This is a genomic window from Rhodobacter sp. SGA-6-6 (assembly GCF_011043545.1).
Lineage (GTDB): Bacteria > Pseudomonadota > Alphaproteobacteria > Rhodobacterales > Rhodobacteraceae > Pseudogemmobacter.
The window spans coordinates 24,906-42,521 of sequence record NZ_JAAKGP010000009.1 but is presented as its reverse complement, the minus strand read 5'-3'; the positions used below and the strand labels follow the sequence as shown (position 1 = coordinate 42,521).

Sequence of the window (17,616 nt, the reverse complement as noted above, 5' to 3'; positions counted from 1 at the left end):
CAGATAGCGGAAATCCGCCGATCTGGCCAGCACCTGCTGCGACCGGACCGCTCACGGATGCGTCAACGGCGGAAGCGTGCCACCAGCTCGACGTGGTGCGACCAGCGGAACTGGTCCACCACCTGCACCCGCTCCAGCGCATAGCCGCCCTCGGTCAGGATGCGGGCGTCGCGGGCGAAGGTGGCCGGGTTGCAGGAGACCATGGCGATCACCGGCACATTGCTGGCCGCCAGCCTTTGCACCTGCGCCTCGGCCCCGGCGCGGGGCGGGTCGATCACCACTCCGGTCAGGCCGCGCAATTCGTCGGGCTCCAGCGGGCGGCGGAACAGGTCCCGCTTCTCGGCCACGATCCGCTTCAACCCCGGCGTGGCACGGGCGGCCTTGTCCAGCGCGGCGGTCATGGCGGGGTCGCCCTCATAGGCCAGGACCTCGGCCGTTTCGGCCAGCGGCAGGGTGAAGGTGCCCATGCCGGCGAACAAGTCTGCCACCCGTTTCTGCTGTGTCAGAGCCTGTTTCACCGCCGAAACCAGCGCCGCCTCGCCCTCGGCGGTGGCCTGAAGGAAGGCGGCGGGCGGCATCTGCACCCTTGCGGCGCCGAAGCCCTGCTCCGGCATCGCCCGCAGCGCCACCGTCTCCTCGCCCCAGGTCAGCCGGGCCAGCGCAAAGCGTTCCGCCAGCCGCGCCAATTCCATCCGCAGCGCGGCGTCCAAGGGCTTGCCGCCCTCCACCCGCACGTCCGGGCCGGTCAGGCTGTGAGTCAGCGTCACCGCCAAGGCTTGCGACCGCGAGCCCCCGGCTACCGCCAAGGCCTCCACCGCCGGGAACAGCGCCAGCAGCGACGGGTGCAGCAGGATGCAGCCCGGCACCGGGATGATCACATCCGACCCGCGGGCGTGGAAGCCGACCAGCGCCCCGCCCTTGGTCTTGCGCGCCGCCACCGTGGCCCGGCGGCGGGACCGGGGCGGCGAGGTGATCACCTCGCCGCACAGCCCATCGGTCGCCAGCCCCTGCGCCGCCAGCGCAGTCGCCACCACCCCGCGCTTCCACCCGGCCACGAATCCATCCGAGGCGTGCTGCAACTGGCAGCCGCCGCAGGCGCGGGCATGGGGACAGGGCGGCTTCACCCGGTCCACGCTGGGGGTAAGGATGCGGACATTCTCCAGCCGGTCGCCGGCGGGATCGCCCTCCACCACCTCGCCCGGCAGCACGCCGGGCGCGTAAAGCGGCCCGGTGGGGCCGCTGGCGATGCCATGGCCCAGATGGCCCAGCCTTTCGATGGTGAAACTCACGGGGTCTCGTCTTCCTCGGTGCCGATGAAGCCGCCGCTTTGCCGCTTCCAGTAGCGCGCGTAAAGCCCGTCCTGCGCCAAAAGCGCCTCGTGCGAGCCTTCCTCGACGATCCGCCCGCGGTCCAGCACGATGATCCGGTCCATTGCCGCGATGGTCGACAGCCTATGCGCGATGGCCAGCACGGTCTTGCCCTGCATCACCCGCTCCAGCGCCTCCTGGATACTGGCCTCCACTTCGGAGTCCAGCGCCGAGGTCGCCTCGTCCAGCACCAGGATCGGCGCGTCCTTCAGGAAGGCGCGGGCGAGCGCGATCCGCTGGCGCTGGCCGCCGGACAGCTTGACGCCGCGTTCCCCCAGGAAGGCGTCGTAACCCTTGCGGCCCTGATGGTCGGCCATCGCCGCGATGAACTCATCCGCCTCCGCCGCCTTGGCCGCGGCAATGATCTCGGCCTCGGTCGCATCCGGCCGGCCATAGGCGATGTTGTCGCGGGCGGAGCGGTTGAACATCGCCGTCTCCTGCGTGACCATGCCGATCTGCCGGCGGAGCGACTCCTGCCGCACCTTGCGCAGGTCGAAACCGTCCACGGTGATCCGGCCCTGTTCCGGGTCGTAGAGCCGCAAAAGCAGCGAGACCAGAGACGATTTCCCCGCCCCGCTGGCGCCCACGATCCCCAGCTTCTCGCCCGCCTTCACCTTCAGCCGGACGCCCTGCACCCCGCCGCGGCTGCGGCCATAGGCGAAGGTCACGTTGTCGAAATGGATCTCGCCCTTCACCCGCGGCAGCTCCACCGCATCCGGCGCGTCGGTCAGTTCATGCGGAGCCGAGAGGGTGCGCATCCCGTCCTCGACCTCGCCGACCGAGGTATAGATCCCCATCAGGGTAAAGCTGACCCAGCCCGACATCTGCGCGATCCGCAGCGCGATGGCCCCCGCTGCCGCGATCTCGCCCGCGGTGGCGTGGCCCGCCTGCCACAGCAGCACCGTGCCGCCGATCAGCAGGACCGGCAGCACCCCGGCCAGCAGCATCAGCGCGAAGCGGAACCAGGTGGAGATCACCCCGAATTCCAGCGACCGGTCCCGGAACACCTCCATCGCGCCCAGCGCCACCCGATCCTCGAAGGCGGCATGGGCAAACAGCTTCACCGTCTTGATGTTGGTGATCGTGTCCACCACCTGCCCCGAGACCATGGCGCGGGAAGCCGCCCGGGCGGCCGAGTTGGTGCGGATCATCGGCAGGAAAAAGCGGATCAGCAGAAGATAGGCCACCAGCCAGACCAAGAGCGCCAGCCCGACCTTGCCGTCCACCGCGACCAGGAAGATCGCCGAGCCGATCACCGAGGCCAGCGCGAAGCAGACGGTGTTGATCACCTCGGTCGCCACATCGGTCACCGCGCGGGCCGCCTGCATCTGCTTCTGCGCGATCCGCCCGGCAAAATCGTTGTCGAAGAAGGTGACCGCCTGCCCCAAAGTCCAGCGGTGCAGGCGGCTGAGGACCAGCGGCATCACGTTCGGCCCGATGACGATGCTGTTCGAGGCCGAGGAGACCGCAAAAGCCAGCGGCCGCAGCACCAGGTAGAAGACCAGGAACCAGATCACCAGCGACCAGTGCTGCGGAAAGAACGCCTCCGGCCCGGCATCGACCGCGGCGTCGATCACCCAGCCGAGGATCAGGGCGGAAACCACCTCGGTCACCCCGGCCAGCGAGGACAGCACCCCCGCCAGCACCAGCATCGGCCAGGACCCGGACAGGCACCAGCGCATGAACGCGCCCAGCCGTTGCGGCGGGTTTCCTTCCGCCGGGCGGAAGGCGTCGATGGCGTCGCCCAGCCTGATCAATGCGCTCACTCGGCGGCCTCCTCTTCCTCCAGCCCGATGAACCCGCCGGATTGCCGGGCCCAGAACCGGGCGTAAAGCCCGTTCTGCGCCAGAAGTTCCGCATGGGTGCCTTCTTCGGCGATCGCCCCGTCTTCCAGCACCACGATCCGGTCCATCGCCGCGATGGTCGACAGGCGATGCGCGATGGCGATCACGGTCTTGCCCGCCATCACGCCATACAGCGCCTCCTGAATGGCGGCTTCTGCCTCGGAGTCCAAGGCCGAGGTCGCCTCGTCCAGGATCAGCACCGGCGCGTCCTTCAGGATCACCCGCGCCAGCGCCACCCGCTGCCGCTGACCGCCCGACAGCTTCACCCCCCGCTCGCCGACATGGGCGTCATAGCCCTTGCGGGCCTGCGGGTCCTCCAGCGTCAGGATGAAGTCGTGCGCCTCCGCCCGTTTCGCGGCCTCCACCATCTCGGCCTCGGTCGCCTCCGGGCGGCCATACAGGATGTTGTCCCGGACCGAGCGGTGCATCAGCGAGGAATCCTGCTGCACCATGCCGATCTTCTGCCGCAGGGAATCCTGCGTCACCTGCGCGATGTCCTGACCGTCGATCAGGATCCGCCCGGCCTCGGCGTCGTAGAACCGCAGCATCAGCTTCACCAGCGTCGACTTGCCCGCGCCCGACCGTCCGACCACGCCGATCCGTTCCCCCGGCCGCACGGTCAGCGACACGTCCCGCAGCCCGCCGGAGCCGCGGCCGTAATGGTGGCTGACGTTCTGGATCTCGATCCGCCCGGCCCGGAACTCCAGCGGCCTGGCGTCCGGCCGGTCCACCAGCGTGATCGGTTGCGCGATGGTCTCCATCCCCTCGGCCAGCGTGCCGAGGTTCTGCACCAGATTGGTCGAGGCCCACATGATCCAGTAGGTCATCGAGTTGATCCGCAGCACCAGCGCCACCGCCGCCGCCACCACGCCCACCGTGGCCGACCCCTGCACCCAGAACCACAGCGCCAGCCCGCCGACGCCCAGGATCATCAGCCCGTTGATGAAGGTCAGCGCCACGTCCATCTTGGTGACGATCCGCATTTCGGTCTGGAACGCCTTGCGCGCGCCCTCAATGGCCTCCTTGGCATAGTCCAGCTCCGCCTCGCGGTGCGCGAACAGCTTGACCGAGTGGATGTTGGTATAGCTGTCCACCACCCGGCCCGTCACCGCCGAGCGCGCCTCGCTCGCCGCGGTCGAGGCCGGGCCGGCGCGGCGGATCGTCCAGCGCATCAGCGCCAGATAGCCCAGCACCCACAGCAGCAGCGGCACCATCAGCCGCGGGTCGGCCTCGGCCAGCATCAGCAGCGCACCGATGAAGGTTGCCGCCGCGAAGGCCGCCATGTCGAAGACCTGGAACACCGCATCCCCCGCCGCCGGGGGCGCCTGCATGATCCGGTTGGCGATCCGGCCGGCGAAATCGCTCTCGAACCAGCCGACGGGCTGGCGCAGCACGTGCCGGTGCGCCCGCCAGCGCATCATGGTGCCGAAGTTGGTCAGGATGGTGTTGTGCAACAGCCCCACCGATCCGCCGGCGACGATGGGCCGGACGAACAGGATGACCACCGCCGCCGCCACGATCTCGGTCCAGTGGCTGGAAAGAAAGCTCTGAGGCGTCTGGCCCGACATCAGGTCGACCAGCCGGCCGAGATACCAGATCAGCCCGACATCCAGCACCGCATTCCCCACCGAGAACAGGGCGGTGATGATGAAGACGGTGCGGAACGGCCGGATATAGTCCTTCAGGAAGGGCCAGAGCCGGCGCGGCGGGGCGTCGGTCTGCTCATAGGGCGCGTAGGGATCGACCAGAGTCTCGAAGAAGCCGAACATGGCGGGAATCTCGCAGGATTTGGAAGGGCATGGAAGTCAGGCGGCCACGACAGGCCGCGCCGGATGGGTCACGAACCTGTCAGATCAGGTGTCGGTTGATCCCATCGTCCATGTCCTGCTCCTTCTGCTGGCCGGCCGTTCCTAGCGCAAAGCGCGCGGCTTGTCACGCCAGAAGCTGCTCTTTGCTCAGGCGAAGGGCGGAGTCGCACCAACGCCGCTCCAGCTCCTTCAGGCGCCTGCCCAATGTGGGGCCGGCCAGACCGGGCAGGTCGGCCGCCTTCACCGGGAATTCCGCCGTCGCGCCGCGGACAACTTCGGCCTGCCAACCCGCCGGCGGCGGGGCGCCCGTCAGCGCCGCCCGCGCCAGCACGGCATCCGTGCCGCCCTCGGCCCCGAGCCGCCAGCCCAGCACGGCGGGCGAGTCCATGCCGGACAGCGCCTCGTCCAGCGCCGCCAGCTGCCGCTTTTCCGGGTTCGACAGCCGCAGCCGGGCTCCGCGGTCCTGCCCGCCCAGCACCGCCAGCCGCCGCTGCCAGCGGGGCGGCAGGCCGCCCTCCAGATGCACCAGCGGCGCCAGCGCGCGCGGGTCGGCCCCCGGCAGGATCCGGGTCAGAACACCGGCCTGCGCCATCGCTGCCACGGCAGGCGCCGGGTCCGGCGCGGCCAGCAGCTTGCGCATCTCGGCGCCGATCCTTTCGCGGGAAATCGTCTCTAATCCAGCGGAAAGCGCAGCGCAGGCGGCCAGCCCTTCCGGGTCCAAACCCTCCTGCGGGTCGCCATACCAGGCATGGAAGCGGAAGAAGCGCAGGATGCGCAGGTAGTCCTCGCGGATGCGGGTCTCCGCATCGCCGACGAAACGCAGCCGCCGCGCCAGCAGGTCGGGCAACCCGCCCAGCGGGTCGATCACCTGCCCGTCCGCCCGGGCATAAAGCGCATTCATGGTGAAATCCCGCCGCGCCGCATCCTCGGCGATATGGTCGGAGAAGGCCACCACCGCCCGCCGGCCGTCGGTCTCTACATCGCGGCGGAAGGTGGTGATCTCATGCGGGATGCCGCCGGAGACCACCGTCACCGTGCCATGGCCGATGCCGGTCGGCACCACATGGAAACCGGCCTTTTCCGCCAGCTTAGAGACTGTTTCCGGCCGCGCATCGGTGGCGATGTCCACATCCGCCACCTCCACCCCCAGCAGCGCGTTGCGCACGCAGCCGCCGACCAGCAGCGCCTGGAACCCGCCCGAGGCCAGGCAGTCCAGCACAGCTTGCGTCTCCTGCCGTTCCAGCCAGTTCCCACCGATCCGCATCGCCTATCCGTCCGCCAGCCCGCGCAGGATTCGCGCGGTCGCACCCCAGATGTAATAGGGGCCCCAGGGCACAGCATAATAGCGCCGCCACTCGCCGCGCCAGCGCCGGCCTTCGATGACATAGCGGCCGCGGTCCAGCACATGCTCCAGCGGCACGTCGAAAACCTCATCGACCTCGCCCGCCTCGGGCACCGGCGTGAAGCCCTCGGCCACTGTCGCCAGCACTGGGGTGACCGAAAAGCCGGTCACCGTCTCATGCGCCGGCAGCCGGCCCAGAATCGTCACCAAACCGGCGGAAAGCCCGATCTCCTCGGCCGATTCCCGCAGCGCCGCCGCCTCGGGCGAGCCATCGCCGGCGTCGATCTTGCCGCCCGGAAAGGCGACCTGCCCGGGATGGTGCTGCAGATGCGAGGAGCGCTTGGTCAGGATCACCCGCGGCCCCTGCGGCCGCAGCCAGACCGGCACCAGCACCGCCGCCGGGCGCAGGGCCTGGCCGGGCGGCAGATGCTGGCCGGGGTTCAGGTCGTAGTCGGAGGTATCGCCGGTCCGGCGGCGCAGGATCTCGTTCAGGCGGTCCTCAACCGCCATTCTTCACCTCGGTCTTCGCCCCCTCGGCCTCGAAGCCCAGCGTCTTCGGGTCCAGCTCGTAATGCGCGCCGCAGAACTGGCAGTCGGCGGTGACGACGCCCTTGTCGGTCGTCATCCGGGCGATGTCCTTCTGGCTATAGATCGACATCGTGCTGCGCACCTTCTCCTCGGAGCAGGAGCAGCCGAAGCGCACCGGCTGGGCCTCGAAGACGCGCGGGCTTTCTTCGTGGAACAGCCGCACCAGCAGGTCGGTCGGCGCCACCGAAGGGCCGATCATCTCCAGTTCTTCCACCGTGTCCAGCAGCAGGTTGGCGCGGTTCCAGTCCTCAGACGCCTCGCCCGACAGGATGTCGGCATGGGTCAGCAGCCCGCCCTCGCCGCTGCCGCCCTCGGCCGCGACGCCGCCGGTCTGCGGCATGTGCTGCAGCATCACCCCGCCGGCCCGCCAATGCTCGGCCCGGTCCGGCTCGGTGCTGCGGCCGAAGGCCAGCGAGAACCGGGTCGGAATCTGCTCGGACTGGGCGAAATACGTCTCTGCACAGGCGGAAAGCCCGCCCCCGGCAATGGGGGTGAAGCCCTGGTAGGGCAGCATCCCCTCGCCCTGGTCCAGCATCACCGCGAAATAGCCTTCGCCGATCTGGCTGAACGGATCGGCCTGCGGGTCCAGCCGCTCGGCATCGAAACTGGCATAGGCGCGGATGCGCGCGGGTTCGCCCTCGGCCTGCGGGCCGTAATAGTCGGTGGCGATCAGCCGGGCCGCGCCCTTGCCGCGCACCTGCAGCGACAGCTTCCAGCGCAGCTTGACGGTCTGGCCGATCAGCGCCGTCAGCAGCGCGGTCTCCGCCACCAGCGCCTCGATCGCCGGGGGATAGTCGTGCTGCTTCAGCACCTGGTCCAGCACGCCGTCCAGCCGCGCCACGCGGCCGCGGATGCCGGACTGGTCCAGCTGGAAGGGCAGGACGGTATCGTCCCAGGCGAGTTGGTAGCCGGTGGCCATTGGGGGGTTTCCTTGCGGCGCCATGTCTGGCAATCCGCGCTATATAGGCGCAAGCGCAGCGATGACCAAGGGGCGAGGATGATCCGGCGTTTCGGCGAAGCGGTCAAACCGGGGCAGCGCTATCGCCCCCGCCCCGGCGTCTATGCCGTGCTGATGCTGGGCGGCGACATCCTCGTCACCCACCAGGACCAGCCGCGGCCCGAGTTCCAGTTGCCCGGCGGCGGCATCGACCGGGGCGAGCATCCCATCGCCGCCCTGCATCGCGAGGTGATCGAGGAGACCGGCTGGCGCATCGCCGCCCCCCGTCGGATCGGCGCCTTCCGCCGCTTCACCTACATGCCGGAATACGACCGCTGGGCCGAGAAGCTGTGCACCGTCTACCTCGCCCGCCCGGTCCGTCCCCACGGCCCGCCGACCGAGGCCGGACATACCGCGGTCTGGATGCCGGTAGGGCAGGCATTGGATCTGCTGGCGAACGACGGCGACCGGGCGATGCTGGCGCTGGTTGCGGGCTATCCGAGGTAGTCCAGCAGCACGCCCGACACGTCGTCGGCGAAATGGTCGGTCCCGGCGAAGTCGGCCAGGTCCCAGACCAGCGCCTCGAACAGCGCCGGGCTGTCCAGCGCGGACAGGCGTTGCAGCATCCGCGCCAGCCCCTCCTCGCCAAGGTCGAAGCCGTCCCGTCCGGGGCATTCGGTCAACCCGTCCGACATCAGGAACAGCCGGTCGCCGGGGGCCAGCGTCAGGCTGCTGTCCTCATAGCCCGCATCGGGGATCAACCCGACCGGCAGCCCGCCGGTCCCCACCCGCTCCAGCCGGCCGCCGGCGCGCAGCACCATCGGATGCGGATGGCCGGCCTGCGCCAGCACCACCCGGCCGGTGGGCAGGTCCAGTTCGGCATAGGCCATGGTGAAATACTGCTCGACCTGGATGTCCTCCAGCATCAGCCGGTTGAAGGCACGGGCGATCTCGGAGGGGCGCCGCACCTCGCGCCGGCCATCGGGCAATTGCTGGAACGCCAGGTTCTGGTCGGGCGAGCTGCCGGACAGATAGCCCGCCAGCCGCGCCGTCATCATCGCCGAGGCGACGCCATGGCCGGAGACATCGACCGAATAGACCGCCACCCGCCGGTCGTCGATCTGGAAGGCGCCGACCAGATCGCCGCCGACATGGCCCGAGCTGCGAATCATCAGGCTGGCGGTGGCGGCGCCGAAATCGCGGAACCTGTCGCGCACCAATGTCTGCTGCAGCTTGCGCGCCTCGACCAGATCGCGGTCGAGCGAATCGTAAAGCGCCTGCAACTCCTTCATGTTGGCGGCGATCAGGCGGTTCTTCTCGACCAGTTCGGACCGCATCGACAGGATGCGCTGGCCGGCGCGCAGGCGGGCGCGCAATTCGTCGCTGCCCACCGGCTTCGGCACGAAATCGTCGGCCCCGGCCAGAAGGCCGTCGGCGATTTCCGATTTCTCGGACTTCGAGGTCAGCAGGATGAAATAACCGTAGCTGTCGCGCGGCAAGGACTTGAACCGGCTGCAGAATTCCACCCCGGTCATGCCGGGCATCATCCAGTCGCTGATGACGAAGCCCACGGGCAGATCGGCGCAGATCGCCAGCGCCTCCTCGCCCGAGGCGGCCTCGATCACCTCATAGCCCCATTTGCGCAGATACATGGCCAGGATGTGCCGCTGCGCGCGGCTGTCGTCCACCACCAGCACGCGGAAGGCGGCATCGCCGTCGTCGTCTTCCTGCCTGTCCGTCATAGCCCCTGCGCCGCGCACCTGCGATCACTCCCACGCAACCTTCGGCCAGCTTTGCGCCCGGGGGTGTTAAGCGCCGGTGAAGGCTAAAATTCGCGGCGACAGGGCGGCGCGGGGTTACGCTTTGTTAAGGCGGGTCTGGGACCTTTCCAGCCGGGTGTAACCGCAGGCTGCGGAGGGTTGGTGATGATCGAATGGAACAGGCTTGCCGAATTGCGGGCCGAAATCGGCGCGGAGGCTCTGGCCGATGTGGCGGCGCTTTTCCTGGAAGAGGCAGATGAGGTGGTGGCCCGCATCGCCGCCGGCCCGCCCGATAGCCGGCTGGAGGCGGAACTGCACTTCCTGAAGGGATCGGCGCTGAACCTGGGGCTGAAGGACCTGTCCGCCCTGTGCCAGGAGGGGGAGCGCCGGGCCGGACAGGGCGACGGGGCCGGCGTCGACCTGGGGCGGATCGTCGCCGTCTACCGGGCATCGAAGGCGGCTTTCCTCGGCGCCCTGGCCAAGGGCGATGCCGCCTAGATCAGGAATTCGGCCAGCGCCTCGTCATGGGTGATGTCGCGGTAGGTGAAGTCCGCGGCATCCATCCGGCCGGTGAAGGCGGCGAAGTTCTCGGCGTGCTTGGTCTCGATCCCGATCAGGACTGAGCCGAAGTTGCGCGCCGATTTCTTCAGGTATTCGAAGCGGCTGATGTCATCCTCCGGCCCCAGCATCGACAGGAATTCCCGCAGCGCGCCCGGCCGCTGCGGCATCCGCAGGATGAAATACTTCTTCAGCCCGGCGAAGCGCTGCGCGCGTTCCTTCACCTCGGGCAGCCGCTCGAAGTCGAAATTCCCGCCGGAGGTGACGCAGACCACGGTCTTGCCGCGAATCTCCTCCGCCAGTTCCGGCAGCACGTCCACCGACAGCGCGCCGGCGGGTTCCAGCACGATGCCCTCGACGTTCAGCATCTCCAGCATGGTGATGCAGATGCGGTCCTCCGGCGCCAGATGCACCTCCTCGGGCCGCGCCCAGTCCAGCCGGCGGAAGGGCAGTTCGCCGATCCGCGCCACCGCCGCCCCGTCGACGAAGCTGTTCAGCCGCGGCAGCTTGACCGGCCCGCCCTGTTCCAGCGCCGTCCTCAGGCTGGCCCCGCCCAAGGGCTCCACGAAGCGGAACCGCACCTGCGGCGCCACCTCGCGCAGGTAGCCGGTGACGCCCGCCGCCAGCCCGCCGCCGCCGACCGGCAGCACCACCAGGTCCGGCGCCCGGCCCAGCTGGTCGATGATCTCCACCGCCACGCTGGCCTGCCCCTCGATCACGTCGGCATCGTCGAAGGGGGCCAGGAAATGCGCCCCCTCGGCCCGGCAGAACTCCTGCGCCGCCGCAAGGGTCTGGTCGAAATAGTCGCCGGTCAGCTGGATCTTCACCGCCTCGCCGCCGAAGATGCGGGTCTTGTCGATCTTCTGCTGCGGCGTCGTCACGGGCATGAAGATGGTGCCGCGCACCCCGAAATGCCGACAGGCGAAGGCCACGCCCTGCGCATGGTTGCCGGCGCTGGCGCAGACGAAATGGCCTTGGCCCGGGTCCTTCGCCCGCACCTTGCGCATGGCGTTGAACGCGCCCCGCAGCTTGTAGCTGCGCACCGGCGTCAAATCCTCGCGCTTCAGCCAGATTTCGGCGCCATAGCGGGCCGACAGATGGTCGTTCCGCTGCAACGGGGTTTCGGGGAAGAGACCCCGGATCGCCTGGGCCGCGGTGCGGGCATTTTCGGGAAAATCGCTCATGCGGGCGACCCTACAGCGGGAGCGGGCCAAGGCCAATCGGTCTTGTTTACACAAGCGAAACCCAATAGACCCCGGCCAGTTTCGCCCTGCGGAGGCCCAAATGCAGAAGCCCAAGAAAGTCGTCCTTGCCTATTCCGGCGGCCTCGACACCTCGATCATCCTGAAATGGCTGCAAACCGAATACGGCTGCGAGGTGATCACCTTCACCGCCGACCTGGGCCAGGGCGAGGAACTGGGGCCGGCGCGCGACAAGGCGGTGCTCTTGGGCATCAAGCCGGAGAACATCCACATCATGGACGTGCGCGAGGAATTCGTGCGCGATTTCGTCTTCCCGATGTTCCGGGCCAATGCGCTGTATGAAGGGCTGTATCTGCTGGGCACCTCGATCGCCCGGCCGCTGATCTCCAAGCATCTGGTGGAAATCGCCCACAAACACGGCGCCGATGCCGTGGCCCATGGCGCCACCGGCAAGGGCAACGACCAGGTGCGGTTCGAGCTGTCGGCGGCGGCGCTGGACCCGGCGATCAAGGTGATCGCGCCCTGGCGGCTGTGGGACCTGACCAGCCGGACGAAGCTCTTGGAATTCGCCGAGGCGAACCAGATTCCCATCGCCAAGGACAAGCGCGGCGAGGCGCCGTTCAGCGTGGATGCCAACCTGCTGCACACCTCGTCCGAAGGCCGGGTGCTGGAAAACCCGGCGGATGAGTTCCCGGACTATGTGCTGCAGCGCGTGGTCCCCGTGGAACAGGCCCCCGACACGCCCGAGATGGTGGAAATCGCCTTCGAGAAGGGCGATGCCGTGGCGATCAACGGCGAGCGGATGTCGCCCGCGACGATTCTGACCAAGCTGAACGAAATCGGCGGCAAGCATGGCGTCGGCGTGCTGGACCTGGTGGAGAACCGCTTCGTCGGCATGAAATCCCGCGGCGTCTACGAAACCCCCGGCGGCACCATCCTGCTGGAGGCCCACCGCGGCATCGAGCAGATCACGCTGGACGCCGGCGCGGGCCACCTGAAGGATTCGATCATGCCGCGCTATGCGGAACTGATTTACAACGGCTTCTGGTTCAGCCCGGAACGCGAGGCGCTACAGGCCCTGATCGACAAGACGCAGGAGCATGTCACCGGCACCGTCCGCGTGAAGCTCTACAAGGGCCGCGCCGCCACCGTGGCCCGCTGGTCGGAGCACACGCTTTACAGCGAGAAACACGTCACCTTCGAGGAGGACGCCGGCGCATACGACCAGAAGGACGCCGAGGGCTTCATCCGCCTGAACGCCCTGCGCCTGCGGCTGATCGCCACCCGCAACGCCCGGGTGGCGAAGAAGTAGTCACTTCGCCGCCAGCAGCGCCTCTTCCGCGCGCAGGATTTCGGCCGCCAGTTCGATGGGGTGGCCGAGTTCCCGCGCCGCCATGCGGACATTCGACATCACCTCGGTCTCGTCGGCGAACAGCCCGCCGATGCGGTAGAGGTCACGCTTGTGGCGCAGGCTGACGTAATAATATTGCCCGGTGGACACCAGCGAATAGAGCGTGGCGCTGCCCAGCACTCTTGGCCCCAGGGCGATGATCCGATCCATGAAGGCATCCAGGCCCGCCATCGGCCGCGGCCCGCCGGGGCGGGACCACAAGCCATAGGTTTGGCCGTCGCTGCCGGTGGATTGGCGGATCAACTCCATCCCCTCGACCTGCACCTTGCCCTTGAAGAACAGGAAGCCCTTGGTCTCCTTCTCCGAGGCGATGATGAATTCGGGCACCGAGCCGCTGGCGCGGACCTCCAGCACCAGCCCCTGGAACAGGGTGGAGGAATTCTTTCCGCCGGTCTCGGTCTTGCATTCGGCGAAGCGGAAGCTGCGGCCGGCGACCGTGCCGCTCATCATGTCGTCCACCGAGCGTTGGCCGCCCTGCGGGATGAAGTTCTTCGGCAGGGTCGGATAGAAATCCTTCGGCGATTTCACGTAGCCCAGCCCGAAGGCGCGGGCGATCACCGGCATCACCGCGCGTTCGTGCTGCTTGCGGACCCAGGCATGGATGCTGACAAGCCCGAAGCCGCCCATGAACAGGATGATGATCACCCATTGGAAGCTGCCTTCCACCCCCGACAGCAGGATCAGCAGCACGGCGGAAACCGCAACGATCAGCGCGCAGAACGCCCAGCCCCTGGTCTTGGCAGAGCGGATTTCGGGCAGGGCGTCGGCAAGGGCCTGGGCGGACGGGTCCGCCTCTGCCCCGGGGGCAGGAAGGTCGGTCATAATCGGCTTCCTTCAAATCGGTTCAGCAGTAACGGCTGAGCCGATCGTAATAGGGAATCGCCCGATCCACCAAGGCCCGGTATTCCGCGGGCAGGTCCGGCAAGGGGCCTTCGGGATCGTCGAAGCCGGTGGAGGCATGGACGGCGTTATACCAATGCGGCGCCCAGGCGCCGTCATAGGGCTTCGGCCCGGCCGGCCAGTGCAGCATCGACTCGGTGAAGGAGATGCCGAGCTTGCGGCACAACCCCTCCAACGCCTCCCGCGGATTGGCCCGGATGGCAGCCGAATCCACCACCGGCGGGGCGGCGCCCAGATGGTCGGCCACCTGATCGAACAGGTCCGCCTGCTGGACGAATCCGATGTCTTCCAGCGTGGGCTTCTCCCGCTTCTTGGAATAGCTGGCGACCACCCGGGCGGGGTGGCGGATCAGGAAGACGTTGGTCAGCCCCTTAAGGAAACCGCGGTCGAAGCCCGGGATCATGTGCAGGGTCATGTGCTTCTGATACCAGAGCGGCTTTGCCTCCGGGTTCGGCCCCAGACAGGCGGCCGCCACCTTGACCGGATCGGGCTGACCGGCCGCGATCACCTGCCCGGCCATCGGATGGTCGATCCCGGTGGCGGCCAGGTAGGCGGCGTAAAAGGGTTCGTCCCAGACCGCGCAATCGCCGCGGGCGGCGAAGGCATACATCATCGCGGTGGACAGATTCCGCGGGCCGCTCCACATGGCGATCTTCATGGCTCAGGCCCCGACCAGCTGCTTGTAAAGCCCGCGCAGCCGCTCCGTCACCGGCCCCATCTGGCCGCTGCCGATCTGCCGGCCGTCGATGCTGCCCACCGGGGTCTGCGCGCCGAAGGTGCCGGTCAGGAAGGCCTCGTCGGCGCCGTAGGTGTCGACCAGGCTGAAGTTGCGCTGGAACACCGGGATGCCGTTGGCGCGGCAGAGGTCGATCACCTTCTGACGGGTGATGCCGTTCATGCAGTAGTCGCCGGTGCTGGTCCAGACCTCGCCCTTGCGGACGATGAAGAAGTTGCAGGCGTTGGTGGTGTTCACGAAACCATGCACGTCCAGCATCAGCGCCTCGTCCGCGCCGGCCTTCTGCGCCGCGATGCAGGCCAGGATGCAGTTCAGCTTGGAGTGGCTGTTCAGCTTCGGGTCCTGCGTCATCGGCAGGCCGCGCAGGTGCGGCACGGTGGCCAGGGCAATGGGGCGCGGGATCTTCGGCCGCGAATGTTCCATGATGATCACCATGGTCGGCCCCTGCTGCGACAGCCGCGGATGCTGGAACGGCCGGGTCTTCACCCCCCGCGTGACCATCAGCCGGCAATGGGCATCCGTCACCATGCCATTGGCCTTCTGCGTCTCCAGCACGGCGGAAATCACCTCGTTCCGGCTGCAGCCGATGTCCAGGTCGATGGCCTTCGCCGCCTCGAACAGCCGGTCGATATGCTCGTCGATGAAGGACCAGCGCCCGTTGTAGAGCCTGATCCCCTCCCACACCCCGTCGCCCAGCATGAAGCCGGAATCGTAGACCGAGACCACCGCCTGCGCCTTCGGCTTCAACGCGCCGTCGACCCAGATCAGGATGTCCTCGTTGCGGGCATCCTCCTCGGCCTGGTGGGTGGAAACATGGTCGGTCATGGCGGGCCTCCGGCTGTTTCGCCGGAGGCTAGGCCGCGGGCGGCGAAAGGGGAAGGCCCCGCGTCACCCCATCCGGCAGGCCGCCATCACCGCCATGTTCAGGATGTCGTTCACCGTGGCATTGGTCGAGCAGATCTGGATCGGCTTCTTCACCCCGGTCAGGATCGGCCCGATCACGGTGGCGCCCGCCATCTCCTGCATCAGCTTGACCGAGATCGAGGCCGAATGCCGCGCCGGCACCACCAGGATATTGGCCGGGCCGGTCAGGCGGCTGAAGGGATAGTGCTTCATCTGGTCGGGGTTCAGCGCCACGTCCACCGTCATCTCGCCTTCGTATTCGAAATCCACCTTCATCCGGTCCAGCACGGCTGGCGCCCGGTGCATCTTGGTCGCCCGCTCGCTGACCGGATAGCCGAAGGTCGAGAAGCTGACGAAGGCCACCCGCGGGTCGAGGCCGAGGTTGCGCGCCACCCCGGCGGCGCGGATGGCGATGGTGGCAAGGTCCTCTTCCTCGGGCCATTCATGCACCAGCGTGTCGGCGATCAGCACGATCCTCCCCTTGTGCAGAAGCGCCGTCACCCCCACCGCACCATCGGCGGCCGAGGCGTCGAAGACGGTGTTGATCAGGTTCAGCACATGCGCCGACTTCCGCGTCGCCCCGGTCACCAGCCCGTCGCCATGGCCATGCGCCAGCATCAGCGCGGCGAAGACGTGGCGGTCGCGCGAGGCCAGCCGATGCACGTCCTGCCGGTCATGGCCCTGCCGCTGCAACCGGGCGTAGAGGAAATCCTTGTAGACCTCCAGATGCCGGGTGTTGGCGGCATTCACCACCTCCAGCTCGCGCACCGCATCGGCCAGGCCGGCGGCATCCAGCTTCTCCTTCACGTCGGCCTCGCGCCCCACCACCAGCGCCTTGCCCAGACCGCTGCGCTGATAGGCCACCGCCGCCCGCAGCACCCGGGTGTCGTCGCCCTCGGCGAAGATCATCCGCGCCTGCGCCTGCCTTGCGCGGGCATGGACACCTTGCAGAATGCTGGCGGTCGGGTCCATCCGCGCCTTCAGCCCGGCCTCGTAGGCCTTCATGTCGATGATCGGCCGGCGGGCGACGCCGGTGTCCATCCCCGCCTTCGCCACCGCCGGCGGGATTACATAGATCAGCCGCGGGTCGAAGGGCGTCGGGATGATGTAGTCGCGCCCGAAGGAGAGTTTCCGGCCATAGGCCATCGCCACCTCATCCGGCACATCCTCGCGCGCCAGCGTTGCCAGCGCCCGGGCGCAGGCCAGCTTCATCTCGTCGTTGATCGCCCGGGCGTGGATGTCCAGCGCGCCCCGGAACAGATAGGGGAAGCCGAGGACGTTGTTGACCTGGTTCGGGTAGTCCGACCGCCCGGTCGCCACGATGGCATCGGGCCGCACGGCATGAGCCTCCTCCGGCGTGATCTCGGGGTCCGGGTTTGCCATGGCGAAGATCACCGGGTTTTCCGCCATGATCGAGACCATTTCCGGCGTCACCGCCCCCTTGGCACTGACTCCCAGGAAGACGTCCGCCCCCGCCATCGCCTCTTCCAGCGTGCGCAACTCGGTCTTCACCGCATGGGCCGATTTCCACTGGTTCATCCCCTCGGTCCGGCCTTGCCAGATCACCCCCTTGGTGTCGCACATGATGCAGTTCTCGTGCCGCGCGCCCATGGTCTTGATCAGCTCCAGGCAGGCGATCCCCGCGGCCCCGGCGCCGTTCAGCACGATCCGGCAGTCCTCGATCTTCTTGCCCGACAGTTCCAGCGCGTTGATCAGCCCGGCGGCGCAGATCACCGCGGTGCCGTGCTGGTCGTCATGGAACACCGGGATGTCCATGATCTCCTTCAGCCGGCTCTCGATGATGAAGCACTCCGGCGCCTTGATGTCCTCGAGGTTGATGCCGCCGAAGGTCGGCCCCATCAGGCTGACCGCCTTGATGATCTCGTCCGCATCCTCGCTGTCCAGCTCGATGTCGATGGCATTGACGTCGGCGAAGCGCTTGAACAGCACCGCCTTGCCTTCCATCACCGGCTTCGAGGCCAGCGCCCCCAGGTTCCCCATCCCCAGGATCGCCGTCCCGTTCGAGATCACCGCCACCATGTTGCCCTTGACCGTATAGTCGTAGGCGGTGGAGGGATCGTCGGCGATGGCCTGCACCGGCACCGCGACGCCGGGGCTGTAAGCCAGCGACAGGTCGCGCTGCGTCGCCATCGGGGTCGAGGCGACCACGTCGTATTTCCCCGGCCGGGGCTCCAGATGGTAGGCAAGCGCTTCTTCGGGCGTGATTTTCGTGCGGGTCATCAGGGGGCCATCCTGTTTG

General features: G+C 68.1%; 15 protein-coding genes. 3 read left to right on the top strand and 12 right to left on the bottom strand.

The genetic code is table 11. The features are described 5' to 3' along the window. Positions 1–62: 62 nt before the first annotated feature. From G5B31_RS15605 to G5B31_RS15580, 6 genes are all read right to left on the bottom strand, one after another. Positions 63–1,289 (bottom strand): class I SAM-dependent RNA methyltransferase, encoded by a 1,227-nt coding sequence (locus G5B31_RS15605; RefSeq protein WP_165019131.1) that lies wholly within the window; start codon positions 1,287–1,289, stop codon positions 63–65. Next, positions 1,286–3,133 (bottom strand): ABC transporter ATP-binding protein, encoded by a 1,848-nt coding sequence (locus tag G5B31_RS15600; protein ID WP_165019130.1) that lies wholly within the window; start codon positions 3,131–3,133, stop codon positions 1,286–1,288. Before G5B31_RS15600 ends, G5B31_RS15605 begins: the two co-directional genes overlap by 4 nt. Next, on the bottom strand, positions 3,130–4,980 hold the full coding sequence (locus G5B31_RS15595; protein WP_165019129.1) for an ABC transporter ATP-binding protein: 1,851 nt from the start codon (positions 4,978–4,980) through the stop codon (positions 3,130–3,132). Before G5B31_RS15595 ends, G5B31_RS15600 begins: the two co-directional genes overlap by 4 nt. A gap of 163 nt (positions 4,981–5,143) precedes the next feature. Further along, positions 5,144–6,283 (bottom strand): CCA tRNA nucleotidyltransferase, encoded by a 1,140-nt coding sequence (locus G5B31_RS15590; protein ID WP_165019128.1) that lies wholly within the window; start codon positions 6,281–6,283, stop codon positions 5,144–5,146. 3 nt (positions 6,284–6,286) lie between these two features. Continuing rightward, positions 6,287–6,871 carry a CoA pyrophosphatase gene (locus G5B31_RS15585; protein WP_165019127.1) on the bottom strand — a complete coding sequence of 195 codons (585 nt, stop codon included), beginning with the start codon at positions 6,869–6,871 and terminating at the stop codon, positions 6,287–6,289. Beyond that, positions 6,861–7,868: an Hsp33 family molecular chaperone HslO gene (locus tag G5B31_RS15580; RefSeq protein WP_165019126.1), complete on the bottom strand. Its 1,008-nt coding sequence runs from the start codon at positions 7,866–7,868 to the stop codon at positions 6,861–6,863. Before G5B31_RS15580 ends, G5B31_RS15585 begins: the two co-directional genes overlap by 11 nt. 78 nt (positions 7,869–7,946) lie before the next feature. Here G5B31_RS15580 and G5B31_RS15575 point away from each other — a divergent pair, with 78 nt between their 5' ends. Further along, on the top strand, positions 7,947–8,393 hold the full coding sequence (locus G5B31_RS15575; protein ID WP_165019125.1) for an NUDIX hydrolase: 447 nt from the start codon (positions 7,947–7,949) through the stop codon (positions 8,391–8,393). On the opposite strand, the gene G5B31_RS15570 is transcribed toward G5B31_RS15575, so the two are convergent. After that, a complete protein-coding gene (locus tag G5B31_RS15570; protein ID WP_165019124.1) occupies positions 8,381–9,628 on the bottom strand; it encodes a PP2C family protein-serine/threonine phosphatase in 1,248 nt (415 codons plus the stop codon). The two genes, G5B31_RS15575 and G5B31_RS15570, sit on opposite strands and share 13 nt — an antisense overlap. A gap of 183 nt (positions 9,629–9,811) precedes the next feature. Here G5B31_RS15570 and G5B31_RS15565 point away from each other — a divergent pair, with 183 nt between their 5' ends. Continuing rightward, the gene (locus G5B31_RS15565) at positions 9,812–10,144 is read left to right on the top strand and encodes an Hpt domain-containing protein (protein ID WP_165019123.1); all 333 of its coding nucleotides are present in this window, start codon (positions 9,812–9,814) and stop codon (positions 10,142–10,144) included. Here the strand turns inward: G5B31_RS15565 and ilvA are convergent. Continuing rightward, the gene (gene ilvA, locus G5B31_RS15560; protein WP_165019122.1) at positions 10,141–11,388 is read right to left on the bottom strand and encodes a threonine ammonia-lyase IlvA; all 1,248 of its coding nucleotides are present in this window, start codon (positions 11,386–11,388) and stop codon (positions 10,141–10,143) included. The two genes, G5B31_RS15565 and ilvA, sit on opposite strands and share 4 nt — an antisense overlap. Before the next feature lie 100 nt (positions 11,389–11,488). Between ilvA and G5B31_RS15555 the strand changes: the two genes are divergently transcribed. Beyond that, on the top strand, positions 11,489–12,718 hold the full coding sequence (locus tag G5B31_RS15555) for an argininosuccinate synthase (RefSeq protein WP_165019121.1): 1,230 nt from the start codon (positions 11,489–11,491) through the stop codon (positions 12,716–12,718). On the opposite strand, the gene G5B31_RS15550 is transcribed toward G5B31_RS15555, so the two are convergent. The 4 genes from G5B31_RS15550 to G5B31_RS15535 all read right to left on the bottom strand — a co-directional run bounded on the left by G5B31_RS15550 (position 12,719) and on the right by G5B31_RS15535 (position 17,597). Further along, complete coding sequence (locus G5B31_RS15550; RefSeq protein ID WP_165019120.1) at positions 12,719–13,639, bottom strand: hypothetical protein; 921 nt, start codon at positions 13,637–13,639, stop codon at positions 12,719–12,721. It lies immediately after the preceding gene. A 22-nt stretch (positions 13,640–13,661) separates the two neighbouring features. Then, positions 13,662–14,375 (bottom strand): HAD family hydrolase, encoded by a 714-nt coding sequence (locus tag G5B31_RS15545; RefSeq protein ID WP_240904445.1) that lies wholly within the window; start codon positions 14,373–14,375, stop codon positions 13,662–13,664. Between the two features lie 3 nt (positions 14,376–14,378). Beyond that, positions 14,379–15,278, bottom strand: a complete 900-nt coding sequence (locus tag G5B31_RS15540; RefSeq protein ID WP_165019119.1) for a D-amino acid aminotransferase — start codon at positions 15,276–15,278, stop codon at positions 14,379–14,381. A gap of 63 nt (positions 15,279–15,341) precedes the next feature. Next, entirely contained in the window at positions 15,342–17,597 is a 2,256-nt protein-coding gene (locus G5B31_RS15535; RefSeq protein ID WP_165019118.1) for an NADP-dependent malic enzyme, read from the bottom strand. Positions 17,598–17,616: the final 19 nt, after the last annotated feature.